The organism is Streptomyces sp. NPDC031379 (assembly GCF_055569615.1).
In genome coordinates this window covers 317763-335317 of sequence record NZ_JBVIIT010000006.1, presented here as the reverse complement: position 1 = coordinate 335317, position 17555 = coordinate 317763, and the positions used below count along the sequence as shown (strand labels likewise).

The 17555-nt window shown below is 71.6% G+C and carries 11 protein-coding genes and 1 pseudogene; 8 read left to right on the top strand and 4 right to left on the bottom strand.

Features of this window, described 5'->3' with window-relative positions:
* Positions 1-52: 52 nt before the first annotated feature.
* Positions 53-901, bottom strand: a pseudogene (gene mltG / locus ACZ5CW_RS11695) (endolytic transglycosylase MltG); the annotation flags it as partial.
* Positions 902-964: 63 nt separating this feature from the next.
* Positions 965-2773, bottom strand: a complete 1809-nt coding sequence (locus tag ACZ5CW_RS11690) for an ABC transporter ATP-binding protein (protein ID WP_468600132.1) — start codon at positions 2771-2773, stop codon at positions 965-967.
* 114 nt (positions 2774-2887) lie between these two features.
* On the opposite strand from ACZ5CW_RS11690, the gene ACZ5CW_RS11685 reads away from it, so the two are divergent.
* Positions 2888-3337 carry a MarR family winged helix-turn-helix transcriptional regulator gene (locus ACZ5CW_RS11685; protein ID WP_468600131.1) on the top strand — a complete coding sequence of 150 codons (450 nt, stop codon included), beginning with the start codon at positions 2888-2890 and terminating at the stop codon, positions 3335-3337.
* Between the two features lie 72 nt (positions 3338-3409).
* On the opposite strand, the gene ACZ5CW_RS11680 is transcribed toward ACZ5CW_RS11685, so the two are convergent.
* Entirely contained in the window at positions 3410-5020 is a 1611-nt protein-coding gene (locus ACZ5CW_RS11680) for a peptide-N4-asparagine amidase (protein WP_468600130.1), read from the bottom strand.
* A 165-nt stretch (positions 5021-5185) separates the two neighbouring features.
* Between ACZ5CW_RS11680 and ACZ5CW_RS11675 the strand changes: the two genes are divergently transcribed.
* From ACZ5CW_RS11675 to ACZ5CW_RS11650, 6 genes are all read left to right on the top strand, one after another.
* Entirely contained in the window at positions 5186-6760 is a 1575-nt protein-coding gene (locus ACZ5CW_RS11675) for a M1 family metallopeptidase (RefSeq protein WP_468600129.1), read from the top strand.
* Between the two features lie 221 nt (positions 6761-6981).
* Entirely contained in the window at positions 6982-8916 is a 1935-nt protein-coding gene (locus ACZ5CW_RS11670; protein WP_468600128.1) for an N-acetylmuramoyl-L-alanine amidase, read from the top strand.
* 201 nt (positions 8917-9117) lie between these two features.
* Entirely contained in the window at positions 9118-10944 is a 1827-nt protein-coding gene (locus tag ACZ5CW_RS11665; protein ID WP_468600127.1) for an ABC transporter ATP-binding protein, read from the top strand.
* Positions 10941-12758, top strand: coding sequence for an ABC transporter ATP-binding protein (locus ACZ5CW_RS11660; protein WP_468600126.1), 1818 nt, complete (start codon positions 10941-10943; stop codon positions 12756-12758). The genes ACZ5CW_RS11665 and ACZ5CW_RS11660 overlap by 4 nt, the downstream gene beginning before the upstream one ends.
* A gap of 495 nt (positions 12759-13253) precedes the next feature.
* Positions 13254-13724 carry a DUF5709 domain-containing protein gene (locus ACZ5CW_RS11655; RefSeq protein WP_468600125.1) on the top strand — a complete coding sequence of 157 codons (471 nt, stop codon included), beginning with the start codon at positions 13254-13256 and terminating at the stop codon, positions 13722-13724.
* 42 nt (positions 13725-13766) lie between these two features.
* Positions 13767-14030 carry a type B 50S ribosomal protein L31 gene (locus ACZ5CW_RS11650; protein ID WP_468600124.1) on the top strand — a complete coding sequence of 88 codons (264 nt, stop codon included), beginning with the start codon at positions 13767-13769 and terminating at the stop codon, positions 14028-14030.
* Between the two features lie 68 nt (positions 14031-14098).
* Here the strand turns inward: ACZ5CW_RS11650 and ACZ5CW_RS11645 are convergent, their stop codons facing one another.
* Positions 14099-14893, bottom strand: a complete 795-nt coding sequence (locus tag ACZ5CW_RS11645) for a metal-dependent hydrolase (RefSeq protein ID WP_468600123.1) — start codon at positions 14891-14893, stop codon at positions 14099-14101.
* A 145-nt stretch (positions 14894-15038) separates the two neighbouring features.
* Between ACZ5CW_RS11645 and ACZ5CW_RS11640 the strand changes: the two genes are divergently transcribed.
* Complete coding sequence (locus tag ACZ5CW_RS11640) at positions 15039-17552, top strand: DEAD/DEAH box helicase (protein WP_468600122.1); 2514 nt, start codon at positions 15039-15041, stop codon at positions 17550-17552.
* Positions 17553-17555: the final 3 nt, after the last annotated feature.

Here is a 17555-nt window from a genome sequence, read left to right as displayed (position 1 = left end):
GAGGAAGGGGCTGCAGCGGGGGCTGTGGAAGGGGCTGCAGCGGGGGCTGGCTCGGGGCCTGTGGCGCTCCCGTGCTCTGGTGGAGGGCGTTGAACTCCGCCACGTTGCGCATGTGCGTCGCGTAGTCGTCGGTGAAACGGGTGTCTCCGGGCTTGACCGTCACGAAGTACAGCCAGGTACCCGGCGGCGGGTTGAGCACGGCGCGCATCGCGTCCTCGCCGGGGTTGTCGATCGGCGTCGGCGGCAGGCCCATGCGCTGGTAGGAGTTGTACGGGCTGTCGATGCGGATGTCGTCCTCGCTGGTCTGGACGGCGGTGCGGTTCAGGGCGTAGTTGATGGTCGAGTCCATCTGCAGCGGCATCCCGCGCTCCAGCCGGTTGAGGACGACCCGGGCGACCTTGCCCATCTCCGCCTTCGTCACGGCCTCGACCTGGACGATGCTGGCGATGGTGACGGCCTGGTAGAGGTTCATCGCGCTGCGCTGGGCCCCGGCCGCGGTCGGCGCCGAGTTGAACTTCTTGTCGGCGGTGTCGACCATGAACCGCAGCACGGATTCGGGGGTCGCTCCTTTCGCCAGCGGATATGTCGCCGGGAAGAGATAACCCTCGGGGTTGCCCGCGGCCTCGCCCGGCAGTTTCAGACCGGCCTTGCCGATGGACTTGCGGGTGCTGCCCAAGGGCAGCTTCAGGGCCTCGTCGATCGCGTCGTACACCTGGCTCGCGCGCCAGCCCTCCGGGATGACCAGGGTCGCGGGCTTCGCCTCCTCGCGGATGCTCCTCTCCAGCGTCAGCAGCGGCACCGCCACGGCGGTGCCGGCCACGACGGCGCCGGCCGCGACGAGGGCGAGGCGGCCTCGGCGGGTCAGTCGGATCGTGCTCCGTGGCGGATTCTTCTTCTGCATGCGGGCACGGTATTACGCATATCGCTGCAAACCCGGCATATGTTCAGTTTGGCGATCGCTGCGTCAGCTTGCGGGTTCCAGCTGGGCGTCCCGGCGCGCCAGAGCCGCGTAGCGCCCGTCCAGCTCCAGCAGTTCCTCGTGCGTGCCCCGTTCGGCCACCCGGCCGGAATCCAGCACCACGATCTGATCGGCATCACGGATCGTGGACAGGCGGTGGGCGATGGTGACCGTCGTACGGTCGGCCGACAGGGCGTCGATGGCCTCCTGGACGGCGGCCTCCGTGCGGGTGTCGAGTGCGCTGGTCGCCTCGTCGAGGATGAGGACCGGCGGGTCGCGCAGGATGGTGCGGGCTATGGCGAGGCGCTGCTTCTCACCTCCGGAGAAGCGGTGACCGCGCTCGCCGACGATCGTGTCGTAGCCGTCGGGCAGTGCGGCGATGTGCTCGTGGATCTGCGCCGCCCTGGCCGCCGTGTGCAGTTCCTCGTCGGTGGCGTCCGGCTTGGCGAAGCGCAGGTTGTCGGCGACCGAGGCGTGGAAGAGGTACGTCTCCTGCGAGACGACGCCGACCGCGCGGGCGAGGGTGTCGAAGTCGAGGTCGCGGACGTCGATGCCGTCCAGAGTGACGCGACCGCCGGTGACGTCGTAGAGGCGGGGCACCAGATATCCGAGGGTGGACTTGCCGGCGCCGGTCGGGCCGACGACGGCGAGACTGCCGCCCGCGGGCACGGTGACGTCGATGCCGTCGAGGACCGGGCGGACCGCGTCGTCGGCGTCGTAGCGGAACGTGACGCCTTCGAAGCGGACCTCACCCTTGATGCGGTCGAGGCGGACGGGCTCTGCGCGCTCGGTGATGTCGATGGGCAGGTCCAGGTACTCGAAGATGCGCTGGAAGAGCGCGAGCGAGGTCTGGATCTGGACGCCGGTCGCGAGCAGGCTGACGGCCGGGCGGAACAGGCCCTGCTGGAGCGAGACGAAGGCGACGATGGTGCCGAGGGAGACCTCGGGGCCGCCGAACCGGAGGGCCAGGCCCGCGGTCCAGTAGATGACGGCGGGCATCGCGGCCATCACGATCGTGATCACGGCCATGCGCCAGCGCCCGGCCATGTTCGACTTCACTTCCAGGTCGACCAGACCCTCGGACTCCTCGGCGAAGGACGCGGTGAGCGAGTCGGAGCGGCCCATGGTCCGGCCGAGCAGGATGCCGCTGACGGAGAGCGACTCGGTGACGGTCGCGGCCATCGCGGCCATCTGCTTCTGCCGCTGGGTGGTGATCTTCTTGCGTTCTCTGCCCACACGGCGGCTGATCCACACGAACGCCGGCAGCAGGAGCAGCGAGACGATCGTGAGCCGCCAGTCGAGGGCGAGCATGGCGACGATCGTCGCGACCACGCTGGTGACGTTGGAGACCAGGGAGGTGGCGGTCGAGGTGACGGTGGCCTGCATGCCGCCGATGTCGTTGGCGATGCGGGACTGCACCTCGCCGGTGCGGGTGCGGGTGAAGAAGGCCAGCGACATGCGCTGCAGGCGGCCGTAGACGGCGGTGCGCAGGTCGTGCATGACGCGCTGGCCGACGGTGGTCGAGATCAGCGTCTGGAGGACTCCGAAGACGCTGGAGAGGACGGCGCTGAGGATCATGCCGAGCGCGAGCAGGCTCAGCAGGCCGGTGCGGCCCTCGGGGATCGCGACGTCCAGGGTCTCCTTCAGCAGGAACGGTGTGGCCACCGAGACCAGCGAGGAGGCGCCGACCAGCAGGCCGACGATCGCGAGCCGCCCGCGGTAGGGACGGAAGAGCTTCAGGATGCGACGCACCTGCCGGGGCTGCTCCTCGGAGTCGGCAGGTGGGGTCCAGGACGGTTCACGGTCGGGGTGCATGGGCTCCTACGGAGGTGGGCGGAGGTCGGCCGGGATCGGCCGACCAGGACGGAACGGATCGTAGCTCATTGTTACCTATACTCACAATGAACGGCGTCCTGATATTGTTCCCGCATGACCACCCCCGATCCCGAGGGCCTGCTCGCCGAGCAGTTGTTGCGGCTGACCCGCCGGGTGCACCGCATCCAGAAGCGCCACCTGGAGGAGCGCGCCCTGGGTATCACCCCGGCCCAGTCCCGGCTGTTGCGCACCCTCGCGCACTACGGCTCGCCCCCGCGCATGGCCGACCTCGCCGAGCGCCTGGAGGTCGTGCCCCGCGCGGTGACGACCCTGGTCGACGGGCTGGAGGCGCACGGCGAGGTGCGTCGGGTGTCCGACCCGGCGAACCGGCGCGTGACCCGGATCGAGCTGACGGACGAGGGCCGCTCGACCCTGCGCGAGCTGCGCGGCGCACGGCGCTCGGCGGCCGAGGAGATACTCGCCCCGCTGACGGAGAAGGAGCGCCAGGTGCTCGGCGTCCTGCTGGACACGCTGATCGACGGAGACGCGGTCAAGCCGTGCTGAACGACCGCTGCCCCCGCCCCGGAAGGCCGGAGCGAGGGCAGGCGGCCGGGTGACGCACCGGACATCGCCGGGTCAGCAGCGGCTGCGGTCCTCCGTCAGCGCTCCCTGGACCGTGGTCAGCGACCGGTCGTAGCAGCCGCCGGAGCCGTACCGCCGATAACGCTCGGTCGACGTGCCCACCGCGTGCCGCTGGTCGCGCGGGACGTTGATCGTGTACGCGGCGTCGCCGCTGTAGGTGTCGTCGAGCCGGGACCACGCGGTGCGCCGGCCGTCCCGCCGCTCCACGACCGAGGCGCGGTCGCCGAGGGTCAGCGCTGTGCGCAGGCGGTTGTCCGAGCCGACGGTCGTGGCGCCGTTCATCGTGTACGTCCGGTGCGTGTGCATGGTGCGCGCGGGGCCGGGTCCGCCGACGGTGACGGTCTCGTCGTCGGTCCAGGTCGCGTCGAGTCCGTCCGTGTTCTCGCCGTCGGTCCAGCGGTGGACGGAGGTGTTGTCCAGCGTCCTGCTGACGGTGGTCGTCACCCGGCCGTGCGAGGTGTCGAGGTAGCCGGAGACGGTGAGCCGGTGCCCGGCGTCGGTGTCGACGCGGTTCTCCGAACCGGGCGTGTAGGTCGAGGAGTTGGTGACGTCCGTCGCCGTGTTCCCGGTGAGCGCGCCGGTGACGTGGGCGCGGTGCGCGTCACGCCAGACCAGTACGTTCACCGGTGCGCTCCAGCCGGACTGCCCCGCGGGTACGCCGGCGACGGAGACCTCGACGCGGTGCGGGAGGCCGTCGTTGAGGAGGCCGGCGAAGGGCGTGAGGTCGTACTCGACGGGCCGGACGTCGAAGGCGCGGGGAGCCGGGAGGACGTACCAGAGGAAGGGGTTGGACCAGCCGCCGGTCCAGACGTTCGGGAACGGCGCCGCGATGCCCGCGAGCCGGCCGTCGACCCTGATCTGCACCTCGCGGTAGGGCCCGTGGTCGGCCTTGCAGGAGTAGGACGCCGGGTCGGCCACGGTCAGGTACCAGAACTCCTCGCAGCCGCCGCCCGAACCGGTCGCGTACACCTCGGCGACGATCCGCTCGCTGTTGCGCGGGGTGGTGAGGGTCGTGCCGTCCGGCGTGTCGGCGAGGGTGAGCACACGATCGGGCGCGAGGGTCCCGGGGCGGCCCGCGTAGAAGGTCAGGGTGACGTGCACGTCGATGACCCCGGTGTACGTGTCGTCCACGACGTTGCCGATGAGCATCTCGACGTCCCGCGCACCGCGGAAGGTGTCGCTGTAGCGGGTGACGTCCTTCTCGACGTGCCACTCGATGCCGTCGGGCGAGGGCTCCGGCGTGGAGGTGCGCAGGATCTCCACCCCGCCGACGTGCAGATAGCCGAGCCGGTCGTACTGACGCCCCTTCACCTTGCCGTCGAGGCGCAGGACGACCTTGCTCCAGCGGTCGCCGCAGCCCTGGGGCGGGGTGTACGCACCCCGGTAGGGGGTGAAGTCGCGGAACCGGGCGTCGGCGAGGGTGACCTCGCACGACCTGGTGTGCGGCCGGTCGAGCGGCGGCGCCGCGGTCACCGGGTCGTGCCAGTCGGTACCGAACTCGGCGGGTACGTCCGCCGCTCGGGCGGTTGCGGTCCCGGTACCGAAGAACGTGCTCACCAGGAGGGTCGCTCCGGCGAACATGGACATGACTATCCGTCTTCTCATGGGCGGTGTTCTACGGGGAGTTGACCACCGGCCGCAACGCACAGACCGGACGAAGACCGCCACGCCGGGACGCCCACGGGGCCGGCTCGGCCGCCCTGCCCCGCACAGGCGCGCCCCATAAGGACATTTCATGCTATAAGCGGATCTTGCTGGCATAGTGCGGTCATGGAGATGCCACAGGGGTCACTCACGGGAGCCGCGGGCCAGGAGTCCCGTCGGGGGCGCCCCCGTCATGTCCTGCGCAACCGTCGCGCGGTCCTCGCCCTAGCCCTCGCCGCTGCCGGCGCGTTCACGGGTGCCGCCGTGCTCGCCACGCTCCCGCGGGGAGCCGACGGCTCGCCCGCTCCCGGTCCGGCCGCCCCGTCGGCCCCCGCCCCGGCCCCAGGCGCACCGGGGATCGGCGACCCGCTGATGCCGCTGGCCGGCAACGGCGGCTACACGGTCCGCCGGTACACGCTCGACTTCGACTGGCGGGCACCCCGGACGCCCTTCGCCGCCGGCGCCGCCATCAGCGCCACGGCCACTCAGTCCCTGTCCCGCTTCGATCTCGACTTCGCGGGCAACACCCTGCGCGAGGTCACGGTCGACGGCACGCCCGCCGCCGCCGTCCGCGACGGAGACGAACTGGTCGTCACTCCGGCGAGACCGATCCCGCGCGGAAGCCCGTTCACCGTCCACGTCGCCTACACGGCCGACCCGACGCAGCACCGGCACCGCGACGACGCCATCCAGGACTACGGCTGGGTGCCGACGTCCGACGGCACCATGGTCTGCGCCCAGCCCGACGGCGCCAAAATGATCTTCCCGTCGAACGACCACCCGAGCCTGCGGGCGCCGGTCACCTTCCGCATCACCACACCCGCGGGGCTCAGAGCGGTGGCCAACGGCCGGCTGGTCGACAGGGTCCGGCGACCCGGCGGACGCATCCGGTGGACGTACGACTCCGAAGAGCCGGTCGCGCCGCAACTGGTCCAGCTGGCGATCGGGAGGTTCGCGTTCGTCGACAGCGCCGGCCCGCGCGGACTGCCGGTCCGGGACGTGGTCCCGGAGAGCCTGGTCGGCGACACCGAGGCCTACCGCTCACTCACCCCGGAACACCTCGCCTGGCTGGAACGGCGGCTCGGCCCGTACCCGTTCCGCCGCTACGGCGTGCTCGTCGGGGACACCGACCTGCCCGTGGCGCTCGAGACCCAGTCGCTGTCCGTCGTACCGAAGGACGACCTGCTCGGGGACCGGATCGACGCCGAGCGCAATCTCGTGCACGAGCTGACCCACCACTGGACGGGTGACAGCGTCGCCCTGCGGCGCTGGTCCGACCTGTGGCTGAGCGAGGGTCACGCCCGGTTCTACGAACGTCTGTACTCCGACGAACACGGCGGTGTGAGCCTGGAGGACGTGATGCGGGCGGCGTACGAGCAGCACGACCAGTGGCGGCACGACGAGGGGGCGCCCGCCGAGCCCACGGAACCGACGCTGTTCAAGGTGATGCGCTACGACGGTTCGGCACTGGTGCTGTTCGCCCTGCGGGAGAAGGTCGGCACCGAGACCTTCGACAGGATCGAGCGGTCCTGGGTGAGGACGTACCGGGGGCGCGCGGCCGGCACCCGGGAGTTCATCGCGCTCGCGTCCCGGGTCGCCGGCGAGGACCTGAACCCCTTCCTGACCCCGTGGCTGTACGGCCCGCACACCCCGCCCATGCCGGGTCACCCGGACTGGCAGGTCGACCCGGTCGAGGACTGAGCCCCACGCCGCCGACCGAGTGGCCTCTGCCCGGCCGCTCGGCCACCCCGGTGACGGTTGGCGCGACGTGGCGCGCCAAGCACGGAAACGTACCAGGGGTGGCGTGCAGGACAACTCCCTTGTCCTGATGGTGACGAGCATGTCTGGAGAACCGTGCAATGAGAAGACCGGCCACCCCACGTGTTCCCAACGCCCTCCGCGGGTACCGCCGAACGGCTTGCGTGATCGCGTCGGCGGCGGTGCTCGCGCCGTTGCTGCTCATCCCGATGTCCGGCGAGGACGGGTCGCCGGACCTGCGGCTGCAGGATGTCTTCGAGGACGCCGCACGCGAGTACCACGTGCCGCGCAGCGTGCTCATGAGCGTGTCCTACGTGCAGTCGCGCTGGGACGCCCATCCCGGCGCTCCCAGCGTCGCCGGCGGCTACGGACCGATGCACCTGCTCGACACCGGCCGGCTGCAGGACCCGGCGGAGGCGGAGGCGGCCGGCCCGCCCCCTTCGGGGAAGACGCAGGCGCCGGCCGCGCCCGTGGACGACACCGCGGGCGGCCATGTCGTGCAGCCGGCGGACCTCGAGCACGCCGCACGCCTGATCGAGGTCCCGGTCGAGCGCCTGCGGACGGACGCCGCCGCCAACATCCGGGGCGGCGCGGCACTTCTGGCGGCCACGCAGCGACAGCTCGGCAAGCCCCTCAGTGACGACCCGGCGGACTGGTGGGAGGCAGTGGAGCGCTACCCCGGCACCCGTGACATCACGTCAGCGGCGACCTACGCGAACGACGTCTTCGCCCTGATCCGCAAGGGAGCGCACCGCACCACGGCCGAAGGACAGAAGGTCACCCTCGCCCCGAGCCCCGCTGTACGTCCACGCGAGGCCCACCCCGAGGCCGTACGGCGGTCCAAGGAGGCCGAGTGCCCCGCGGAGCTGTCCTGCGACTGGCTCAGCGCGCCGTACGAGCAGATCGACGAGGACGGCACGTACGGCAACCACGACCTCGCCGACCGGCCGCGGGACCAGAAGATCGAGTACATCGTCATCCACGACACCGAGGCCAGGCTGCCCAGGATGTTCGAGACGGTGCAGGATCCGACCGAGGCGTCGTGGCACTACTCGATCCGCTCCAGCGACGGCCACATCACCCAGCACGTCAAGACCAAGGACGAGGCCTGGCACTCCGGCAGCCAGTTCGTGAACGCCCGTTCGATCGGCATCGAGCACGAGGGCTTCCTCACCCACCCCGGCACCTGGTACACGGAACGGATGTACCAGGCCTCGGCCCGCCTGGTGCGCTATCTGGCGAAACGTTACGGCGTCCCGCTCGACCGGCAGCACGTCTTCGGCCACGACAACGTGCCGTCACCGACCGCCGGCACCATCCCCGACATGCACGACGACCCGGGCCCCTTCTGGGACTGGCGGCACTACTTCGACCTGCTCGGCGCCCCGCTGCGGGCCACGGCGGGACCGGACAGCGACATGGTGATGATCCTTCCGGACTACGCCACCCACAAACCACGGTTCACGGGGTGCGCCGGCAGCGGTGTGCCGTGCCCGGCGCACGGCTCCAGCGCCGTCCGCCTCCACACCGAACCGGCCGACAACGCCCCCCTGATCCAGGACCCGGGCCGCAAGCCGGACGGCGACCCCTCCACGGAGGACGTCAACGACCTGGGGTCGCGCGTCTCCGCCGGCCAGACCTTCGCCGTCGCCGGACGCAACGGCGAGTGGACGGCGATCTGGTTCCAGGGCCGCAAGGCCTGGTTCAAGAACCCGCGCAAACACCCGACGGCCGTCGGCGCGACCGGCCGGATGGTGACACCGAAGGAAGGCCTGAACGAGATCCCGGTCTACGGGCGGGCGCTGCCGGAGGCGGACGCCTACCCCGAGGACGTGGACGAGGAGCCCGAGTCGCCGCTCCCCTACCGCTTCGCGGCGGGCCAGCGGTACGTGACCCAGGCCCGCGTCGGCAGTTCGTACGTCGACCGGTCGTCCTTCGCCGACACACCCGAGCCGGTGGTGAGGGGCCAGGAGGGCTACTACCAGATCCAGCTCGGTCACCGGCTCGCCTACGTCCGGGTCAGCGACGTGGACGTGCTGGCCGGACCCGCCGCGGCAGGACCGCCGCCGGCGCCCAAGAGCCCCCCGCCCGGCCGATAAGCGGTCGGTTCCGAGGCCCCTGCGACCGGTGCGGTCACAGGGGCCTCGGTGCGTCCTCGGCCCCCTGGCCGGAAGTCGGCCGTCCGCGCGGGCCGTCCAGGAAAACCGTTTGAAATTCACCACTCTGCGACGCGAACCTTTCACGGCTTGTTGCCGCGCACAGCCGCATCCCCCTCCCCTGACACGAGCCACTGGGACGTCATGCAGATTCAAGACCTTCCGTATTCCGATCCGGGCGTGCCCGACACACGTTCGGGTCCTCGCTTCCTGTGGTGGCTCTGGCGCAACCAGATGGGCGGGCAGCTGAAGTCGCTCGCATGGGGCCTGCTGCACTTCGTCTCCGTCTCCGCCCTGCCCTTCTGTGTCGGCCTCGCCGTCCAGGCGGTCATCGACCGCTCCGGCAGCCGGCTCGCCCTGACGGGTGGTCTGATGCTGCTGTGCGGCACGGGCATCGCCGTCGGCGACACCTTCCTGCACCGGGCCGCCGTCACCAACTGGATCACCGCCGCGGCCCGCGTCCAGCAACTGCTCGCACGCAAGGCCGCCCATCTGGGCTCCGCGCTGACGCGACGGGTCGCGGCCGGTGAGGTGGTGGCCGTCTCCACCGGTGACGTGGAGAAGATCGGCTGGTTCGTCGAAGCGGTCTCCCGGTTCACCGCGGCCGCTCTGACGGTCGTCGTGGTCTGTGCCGGCCTCCTCGTCTACCAGCCCGCCCTGGGCGTGGTGGTCGCCGTCGGGCTGCCCGTCGTGGCGCTCGCCGTGCTGCCGCTGCTGCCCCGCGCGACGCGCCGCGCCGACGTGCAGCGCGAGAAGGCGGGCCGGGCCACCGAACTGGCGTCGGACACGGTCGCCGGGCTGCGCGTGCTGCGCGGCATCGGCGGCGAGGAACTGTTCCTCGACCGCTACCGGCAGGCCTCGCAGGAGGTACGGCACGCCGCGGTGCGCAGCGCCCGGATGTGGTCGCTGATCTCCGCCATCCAGGTGCTGCTGCCGGGGCTGCTGCTGATCGCGGTCGTCTGGCACGGCGTCCATCTGGCCCGCCAGGGCCGGATCACGGTCGGCGAACTCGTCACCGTGTACAGCGCGGTGATGATCCTGAACTATCCCTTGCGCCACTTCGAAGAGATCGCGATGGCCTACTCCTTCTCCCGTCCCTCGGCCAAACGCGCCGCCCGCGTGCTGTCGCTGGAGCGGGCCACCGCCACCGACGGCGTCCGCGCCGCCGAGGTGCCGGACGGTGACCTGTACGACCCCGACACCGGTCTGCTCGCTCCCGCCGGCCGGCTCACCGCCGTGGTCTGCGGCGACCCTGACGCGGCGGGCAGGCTCGCGGAGCGGCTGGGCGGCCACCCCGCCGACCCCGGCCGCTCGGCGCTGCTCGGCGGAGTTCCCCTGGACGAACTCCCGCTGGACACCGCCCGTACCGCCGTCCTCGTCCAGGACAAGGACCCGGTGCTGCTCTCCGGCACCCTGCGCGAACTGCTCGACGTGCCCGCCTCTGGTGCCGTGCGGCCCGCCGACGCGCTGGCCGCGGCGCAGTGCGAGGACGTCCTGGACGCGCTCGTCCAGGGCTCGGTGGACGCCGCCGACCCGATGGACGCCCGCATCACCGAACGCGGACGCTCCCTCTCCGGCGGCCAGCGCCAGCGGCTCGCCCTGGCCCGGTCGCTGATCACCGATCCGGAGGTGCTGGTGCTGGACGAGCCGACCTCCGCGGTCGACTCGCACACCGAGGCACGGATCGCGGACGGGCTGCGCCGGCTGCGCTCGGGACGGACGACGGTGGTGTTCACCTCCTCGCCGCTGCTGCTCGACCGCGCGGACCGGGTCGCCCTCCTCCACGAGGGTGAGGTCGTGGCGACCGGCGTGCACCGTGAACTCGTCGACGGCGAGCCGCGATACCGGGCCGTGGTGACGCGCGAGACCGAGGAGGAGCAGGCCTCGGCCGGCGCTGCTGTGGACCTGTCCGACGGGGACGTCCTCCTGGACGCTCTCGAGGAACTGGAAGAGATCGAGGAGAGCGCATGATCGGCGTTGCGCCGCCCGCGTACGACCCGGCGGCCCCGACGACCGCCACCACCCTGCCCGTCGGCGCGGCCGCGACCGTACGCGCCTACGTCGTGGAACTGTTCCGCCGGCACCGGCGCGCCTTCCTGCTTCTGATCGCGGTCAACACGGTGGCCGTGGTCGCCTCCATGGTGGGCCCCTACCTGCTCGGCGGCCTGGTCGAGCGGGTGTCGGACGGGGCCCGGGAGCTGCATCTCGGCCTGACCGTCGGGACGTTCGTGCTCGCGCTGGCCGTTCAGGCCGTGTTCGTCCGGCAGGTGCGGCTGCGGGGCGCGATGCTCGGCGAGCGGATGCTGGCCGACCTGCGCGAGGACTTCCTCGTCCGGTCGGTCGGGCTGCCGCCGGGCGTGCTGGAGCGGGCGGGCACCGGCGATCTGCTCTCCCGGATCACCACCGACATCGACCGCCTCGCCAACGCCATGCGCGAGGCCGTGCCGCAGCTGGCGATCGGTGCCGTGTGGGTCGTGCTGCTGCTCGGCGGGCTGATCGTGACGGCACCGCCACTGGCGGCCGCCGTCCTGCTCGCCGTGCCGGTGCTCGTGGTCGGCTGCCGCTGGTACTTCAAGCGGGCGCCCTCCGGCTACCGCTCCGAATCCGCCGGGTACGCCGCCGTCGCCGCAGCGCTCGCCGAGACCGTGGACGCGGGCCACACCGTGGAGGCGCACCGTCTCGGCGCGCGCCGTGTCGCGCTCTCGGAGCGGCGCATCAAGGAGTGGACGGCGTGGGAGCGCTACACCCTGTGGCTGCGGTCCGTGCTCTTCCCGGTGATCAACGCCGTGCACGCTCTCGTGCTCGGCTCGGTCCTGATGGTCGGCGGTGTGTTCGTCCTGCAGGGCTGGCTCGAGGTGGGTCAGCTGACCACGGGCGCGCTCATCGCGCAGATGCTCGTCGACCCGGTCAACCTGATCCTGCGCTGGTACGACGAGGTGCAGGTGGCCCAGGTGTCGCTGGCCCGCCTGGTCGGGGTGCGGGACGTCGAGCCGGACGCCGGGGACGGCTCGCTGGCCCCCGCCGGGCGGGACGTGCGCGCCGACCGGGTGCACTTCGGTTACCGCGAGGGCGTCGACGTGCTGCGCAAGGTCTCCTTGGACGTGGCGCCGGGCACCCGGCTGGCCCTGGTCGGCCCCTCCGGCGCGGGCAAGTCCACCCTGGGCAGGCTGCTCGCCGGGATCTACGCGCCCCGGGACGGCCGCGTCACCCTGGGCGGGGCGGAGCTGTCCCGGATGCCGGCCGAACGCGTCCGCTCGCACGTGGCCCTGGTCAACCAGGAGCATCACGTGTTCGTGGGCTCCCTGCGCGACAACCTCCTGCTGGCCCTCCCCCACTCTCGGCTTCGCTCGAGCGGGGAGACCCCCATCGGCAGCCACGACGACGAGCTGTGGGCGGCCCTGGGCGCGGTCGACGCGGACGCGTGGGCGCGGGCGCTGGACGACGGCCTGAGCACCGAGGTCGGCTCCGGCGGCCTTGCGCTGACCCCGGCGCAGGCCCAGCAGATCGCGCTGGCCCGGCTGGTGCTGGCCGATCCGCACACGCTGGTCCTGGACGAGGCGACCTCGCTGCTCGACCCGCGTGCGGCTCGGCATCTGGAACGCTCCCTGGCCCGTGTCCTGGACGGTCGCACGGTGGTCGCCATCGCCCACCGCCTGCACACCGCGCACGACGCCGACGTGATCGCCGTGGTGGAGAACGGCCGCATCAGCGAGCTGGGCAGCCATGACGAGCTGGTGGCGGCGGACGGGGCGTACGCGGCACTGTGGCGGTCCTGGCACGGCTGAGGCCCCACCGAGGGCACCGACGCCGGCACGGACGTCACCGACAGGTGACGGTACGCAGCCGGCAGCGCAGGCGAAGACGGCACAGGCGGGCGAGGTGCGGAGCCGGCGCCCGTACCGACGGCGCGGAGGGCTCGCCCGGCGCCGGTGCCTGTGCCGGTGAGTCGGGCGATCGTGCCGGCACGCGGGCTGTCCAGGGCCCCCGCGACGCGCGCCGACGGCGGCGGTGCCCCTGGAGAGCGCATCGCGACGGGACCCGCCCGCGGGGTGCCACCGGTGCCCCGCAGGTCCCGCCGGGCCCCGGCACGCGGGTGCGGGACCCGGCCGGGGCTCGTGCCGTTGCGCGGTCCCGAGCCGGGGTGGAAGGCTGGAGAGCGGCACCGGTGCGGAAAGCGCCCGGGGACCACTCGGACCGTGTCCCGTGCCCGTGCCGGGCGTGCCGACGGCCCGCAGCCCGTTTCGGCGGCATGCGGCCGTCCTCACCACCTGGAGGTACTCGTGGACAGCGCCGACGGTTGGGGGGATGACGTCTACCAGCCCGATCCCTCGGAGATCCGGGAGGACTCGGGGGTGCTCGACGTCGAGGACACACTGGACTTCGACGGCGTCGCCGACCCCCTCGACCGGGGCTGGTCCCCTCCCGAGCGGCCGTGGGCGGTGGACCACGTCGGTGTGACGGCGGCGGAACGACAGGCGGGTGAAACCCTCGACCAGCGGCTCGCCGAGGAGCTGCCCGACCCTGCCGCGCCCGTCGGCGACGGCATCGGTGACTGCGACGGCACCGACGGCGAGGTCCTCGACAACGAGGTCGGCAACTTCCGCTCCGGCCGGCTGGTGGCCCCCGACGAAGGCGCGCACGAGGACGAGGAGGCCGCTCTCGTCGCCACCGACGTCGGTATCGACGGCGCCGCCGCCTCCGCGGAGGAGGCCGCGATGCACATCGTCGACGAGGACTCCCTCCCCGGCTGACCCGCAGGCACCCTGCCCGACCGCCCCGCACGAGGAGCCGCCATGCAGCAGGACAAGCACCCCGACTACCACCCCGTGGTCTTCCGTGACCGCGCGGCGGGCTACGCCTTCCTGACCCGGTCCACCGCACGGAGCGAGCAGACCATCGAGTGGGACGACGGCCAAAGCTATCCGGTGATCGACGTGGAGATCTCCTCCGAGAGCCACCCCTTCTACACGGGCAAGGCCCGCACCGTGGACACCGAGGGCCGCGTCGCCCGCTTCGAGCGCCGGTACGGCGGGGCGGAGTCGGGCGAGGCGACCTGACGCAGCGCGCCAGCCCGGGCGCCGTGCGGGCGAGCGACGCGCCAGGTGCCCCGAGCGGGTGAGGCGGCTCAGATCACGTTGAGGGCCGCCGCGCAACCCACTCCGCCGAGCAGCATGAACACCGGCATCAGCACCTTCAGCTCCACCCAGCTGCCGGCCCGGAACCGCATGGGCTTCGGCGGTCCCAGGGGGTACCAGCGCTTGCGGCCCACCGGGATCGGCCACAGGATCGGGCAGCCGGACACCGTCAGCGCGTCCCCGATGTCGTGCACCAGGGCGCCCAGCACGATCGGCAGCCCCAGCCACAGGTACTCCTGGCCCGGCGCCGTGAACAGCCAGTCCGAGCCGTTGCCCGGCTTGTCCAGCACCCCCGCGAGGATCCACGCGCTGGTCGCCGCCAGCAGCCAGACCAGCACATCGCTGCTGGAGCCGCGCGCCGCCCGCCACAGCAGGCCCTCGATGGCCAGCACCATGTGCACGAACAGGATCGCCAGCACCGCCCAGCGACCGCCGGTGATCGCCAATCCGGAGCAGCCGGCGCCGATCAGAACCGCCCACAGCCAGGTGTGCGTCAGTGTGCGGTGGCCTCCTGAGCGCCGCGGGTCCCCCTGCTTCCTGGTCGACTTGTAGACGGCGTACGACAGCTTGTCGACGATCTCGCAGAGCCAGCGGGAGATCGGCCCGAAGGCCCGGGAGATGGTGGCCGCCTTGTGGTCGAGGTCCGGAGCGAGCGCGGCGCCGGCGCAGATCAGGGCGCCGACGAGGAGGACCGGCCAGGGCATCGGGTGACCGGCCGCGGCGGCGGCCGCTCCGACGCCGAGCCAGGCCGCGGCCCCCGACAGTGAGTGTGCTGGTCCCATCATGGCCGCTTTCCGCCCCATTCCTCGTGTGCCGCTGTCCAGTTGGCCTGGTGCGGTGACGCTGCGTCGGCGACACAGCGTAGCGGCCGTGATCTTCGTTCCCGCAGCCGATTCCCCTCTCGGGGACAAGGCCAGGCAAGATGGGTGCGTGACCCTCATCGATCAGCTGCCGCCGACCGCCGACCCCGACGCCCTGTACGAAGCCTTCGAGTCGTGGGCGCAGGAGCGCGGCCTCACCCTCTACCCCCACCAGGAGGAGGCGCTGATCGAGGTGGTCTCCGGGGCGAACGTGATCGTCTCGACGCCCACCGGGTCCGGCAAGAGCATGATCGCCGCGGGCGCGCACTTCGCCGCGCTGGCCCGGGACGAGGTCACCTTCTACACGGCCCCGATCAAGGCGCTGGTGTCGGAGAAGTTCTTCGAGCTGTGCAAGCTCTTCGGGACCGAGAACGTGGGCATGCTCACCGGCGACGCCTCCGTGAACGCCGACGCCCCCGTGATCTGCTGCACCGCCGAGGTGCTGGCGTCGATCGCCCTGCGCGACGGCAAGAACGCGGACGTCGGCCAGGTCGTCATGGACGAGTTCCACTTCTACGCGGAAGGCGACCGCGGCTGGGCCTGGCAGATCCCGCTGCTGGAGCTTCCCCAGGCCCAGTTCATCCTGATGTCGGCCACTTTGGGTGATGTTTCCTTCTTCGAGAAGGACCTCACCCGCCGCACCGGCCGCCCCACCTCGGTGGTCCGCTCCGCGACGCGCCCGGTCCCGCTCTCCTACGAGTACGAACTGACCCCGCTCACCGAGACGCTCACGGATCTGCTGGCGACCAAGCAGGCGCCCGTCTACATCGTGCACTTCACGCAGGCACAGGCCGTGGAGCGGGCGCAGGCGCTGATGAGCATCAACATGTGCACGCGCGAGGAGAAGGACCAGATCGCCGAACTGATCGGCAACTTCCGCTTCACCACCAAGTTCGGCCGCAATCTCTCCCGTTACGTCCGGCACGGCATCGGCGTCCACCACGCCGGCATGCTGCCCAAGTACCGGCGCCTGGTGGAGAAGCTCGCCCAAGCCGGCCTGCTGAAGGTCATCTGCGGCACGGACACCCTCGGCGTTGGTGTCAACGTGCCCATCCGCACCGTGCTGTTCACCGCGCTCACCAAGTACGACGGCAGCCGAGTGCGCACCCTGCGTGCACGTGAGTTCCACCAGATCGCGGGCCGGGCCGGCCGGGCCGGGTTCGACACGGCCGGACTCGTCGTGGCGCAGGCGCCCGAGCACGTCATCGAGAACGAGAAGGCCCTGGCGAAGGCGGGCGACGACCCGAAGAAGCGCCGCAAGGTGGTGCGCAAGAAGGCGCCGGAAGGCTTTGTGGCCTGGACGGAGAACACCTTCCAGAAGCTGATCGAGTCGGATCCCGAGCCGCTCACCTCCCGCTTCCGGGTCACGCACACGATGCTGCTGTCGGTGATCGCCCGGCCCGGCAACGCCTTCGAGGCGATGCGCCACCTTCTCGAGGACAACCACGAGCCGCGCAGGCAGCAACTGCGGCACATCCGCCGCGCCATCGCGATCTACCGCTCGCTGCTGGACGGCGGGATCGTGGAGAAGCTCGAGAAGCCGGACGCGGAGGGCCGCATCGTCCGGCTCACCGTCGACCTTCAGCAGGACTTCGCGCTCAACCAGCCGCTGTCCACGTTCGCGCTCGCCTCGTTCGAACTCCTCGACCCCGAGTCGCCGTCCTACGCCCTGGACATGGTGTCCGTGGTCGAGTCCACGCTGGACGACCCGCGGCAGATTCTCGTCGCCCAGCAGAACAAGGCGCGCGGCGAGGCCGTGGCCGCGATGAAGGCGGACGGCGTCGAGTACGAGGAGCGCATGGAGCGCCTCCAGGACGTCGCCTACCCGAAGCCGCTGGAAGAGCTGCTCTTCCACGCGTACAACACCTACCGCAAGAGCCACCCGTGGGTCGGCGACCACCCGCTGTCGCCGAAATCGGTCGTCCGCGACATGTACGAACGAGCACTGTCCTTCACGGAGTTGGTGTCCTTCTACGAGCTGGCCCGCACCGAGGGCATCGTGCTGCGCTACCTCGCCAGCGCCTACAAGACCCTCGACCACACCATCCCCGACGACCTGAAGTCCGAGGATCTGCAGGACCTGATCGAGTGGCTCGGCGAGATGGTCCGCCAGGTGGACTCCAGCCTGCTGGACGAGTGGGAGCAGCTCGCCAACCCCGAGGAGATGACCGCCGAGGAGGCCCGGGAGAAGGCCGACGAGGTCAAGCCGGTCACCACCAACGCGCGCGCCTTCCGGGTCCTGGTCCGCAACGCCCTGTTCCGCCGCGTGGAGCTGGCGGCCCTCGACCAGGTCGAGGAACTCGGCGAGATGGACGCCGAGTCCGGCTGGGACGCCGAGGCGTGGGGCGAGGCCATGGACAAGTACTGGGACGAGTACGACGACCTCGGCACCGGCCCCGACGCGCGCGGTCCCAAGCTGCTGGTGATCAACGAGGAGCCGGAGAACGGCCTCTGGCGCGTCCGCCAGATCTTCGACGACCCGGGCGGCGACCACGACTGGGGCATCAGCGCGGAGATCGACCTCGCGGCCTCCGACGCCGAGGGCCGCGCGATCGTCCGCGTCACCGACGTCGGCCAGCTGTGAGCA

Coding starts and splice junctions, on each gene's coding strand:
- ACZ5CW_RS11690 (WP_468600132.1), bottom strand. CDS start 2,773: ATGCACCCCGACCGTGAACCGTCCTGGACCCCACCTGCCGACTCCGAG.
- ACZ5CW_RS11685 (WP_468600131.1), top strand. CDS start 2,888: ATGACCACCCCCGATCCCGAGGGCCTGCTCGCCGAGCAGTTGTTGCGG.
- ACZ5CW_RS11680 (WP_468600130.1), bottom strand. CDS start 5,020: ATGAGAAGACGGATAGTCATGTCCATGTTCGCCGGAGCGACCCTCCTG.
- ACZ5CW_RS11675 (WP_468600129.1), top strand. CDS start 5,186: ATGGAGATGCCACAGGGGTCACTCACGGGAGCCGCGGGCCAGGAGTCC.
- ACZ5CW_RS11665 (WP_468600127.1), top strand. CDS start 9,118: ATGCAGATTCAAGACCTTCCGTATTCCGATCCGGGCGTGCCCGACACA.
- ACZ5CW_RS11660 (WP_468600126.1), top strand. CDS start 10,941: ATGATCGGCGTTGCGCCGCCCGCGTACGACCCGGCGGCCCCGACGACC.
- ACZ5CW_RS11650 (WP_468600124.1), top strand. CDS start 13,767: ATGCAGCAGGACAAGCACCCCGACTACCACCCCGTGGTCTTCCGTGAC.
- ACZ5CW_RS11645 (WP_468600123.1), bottom strand. CDS start 14,893: ATGATGGGACCAGCACACTCACTGTCGGGGGCCGCGGCCTGGCTCGGC.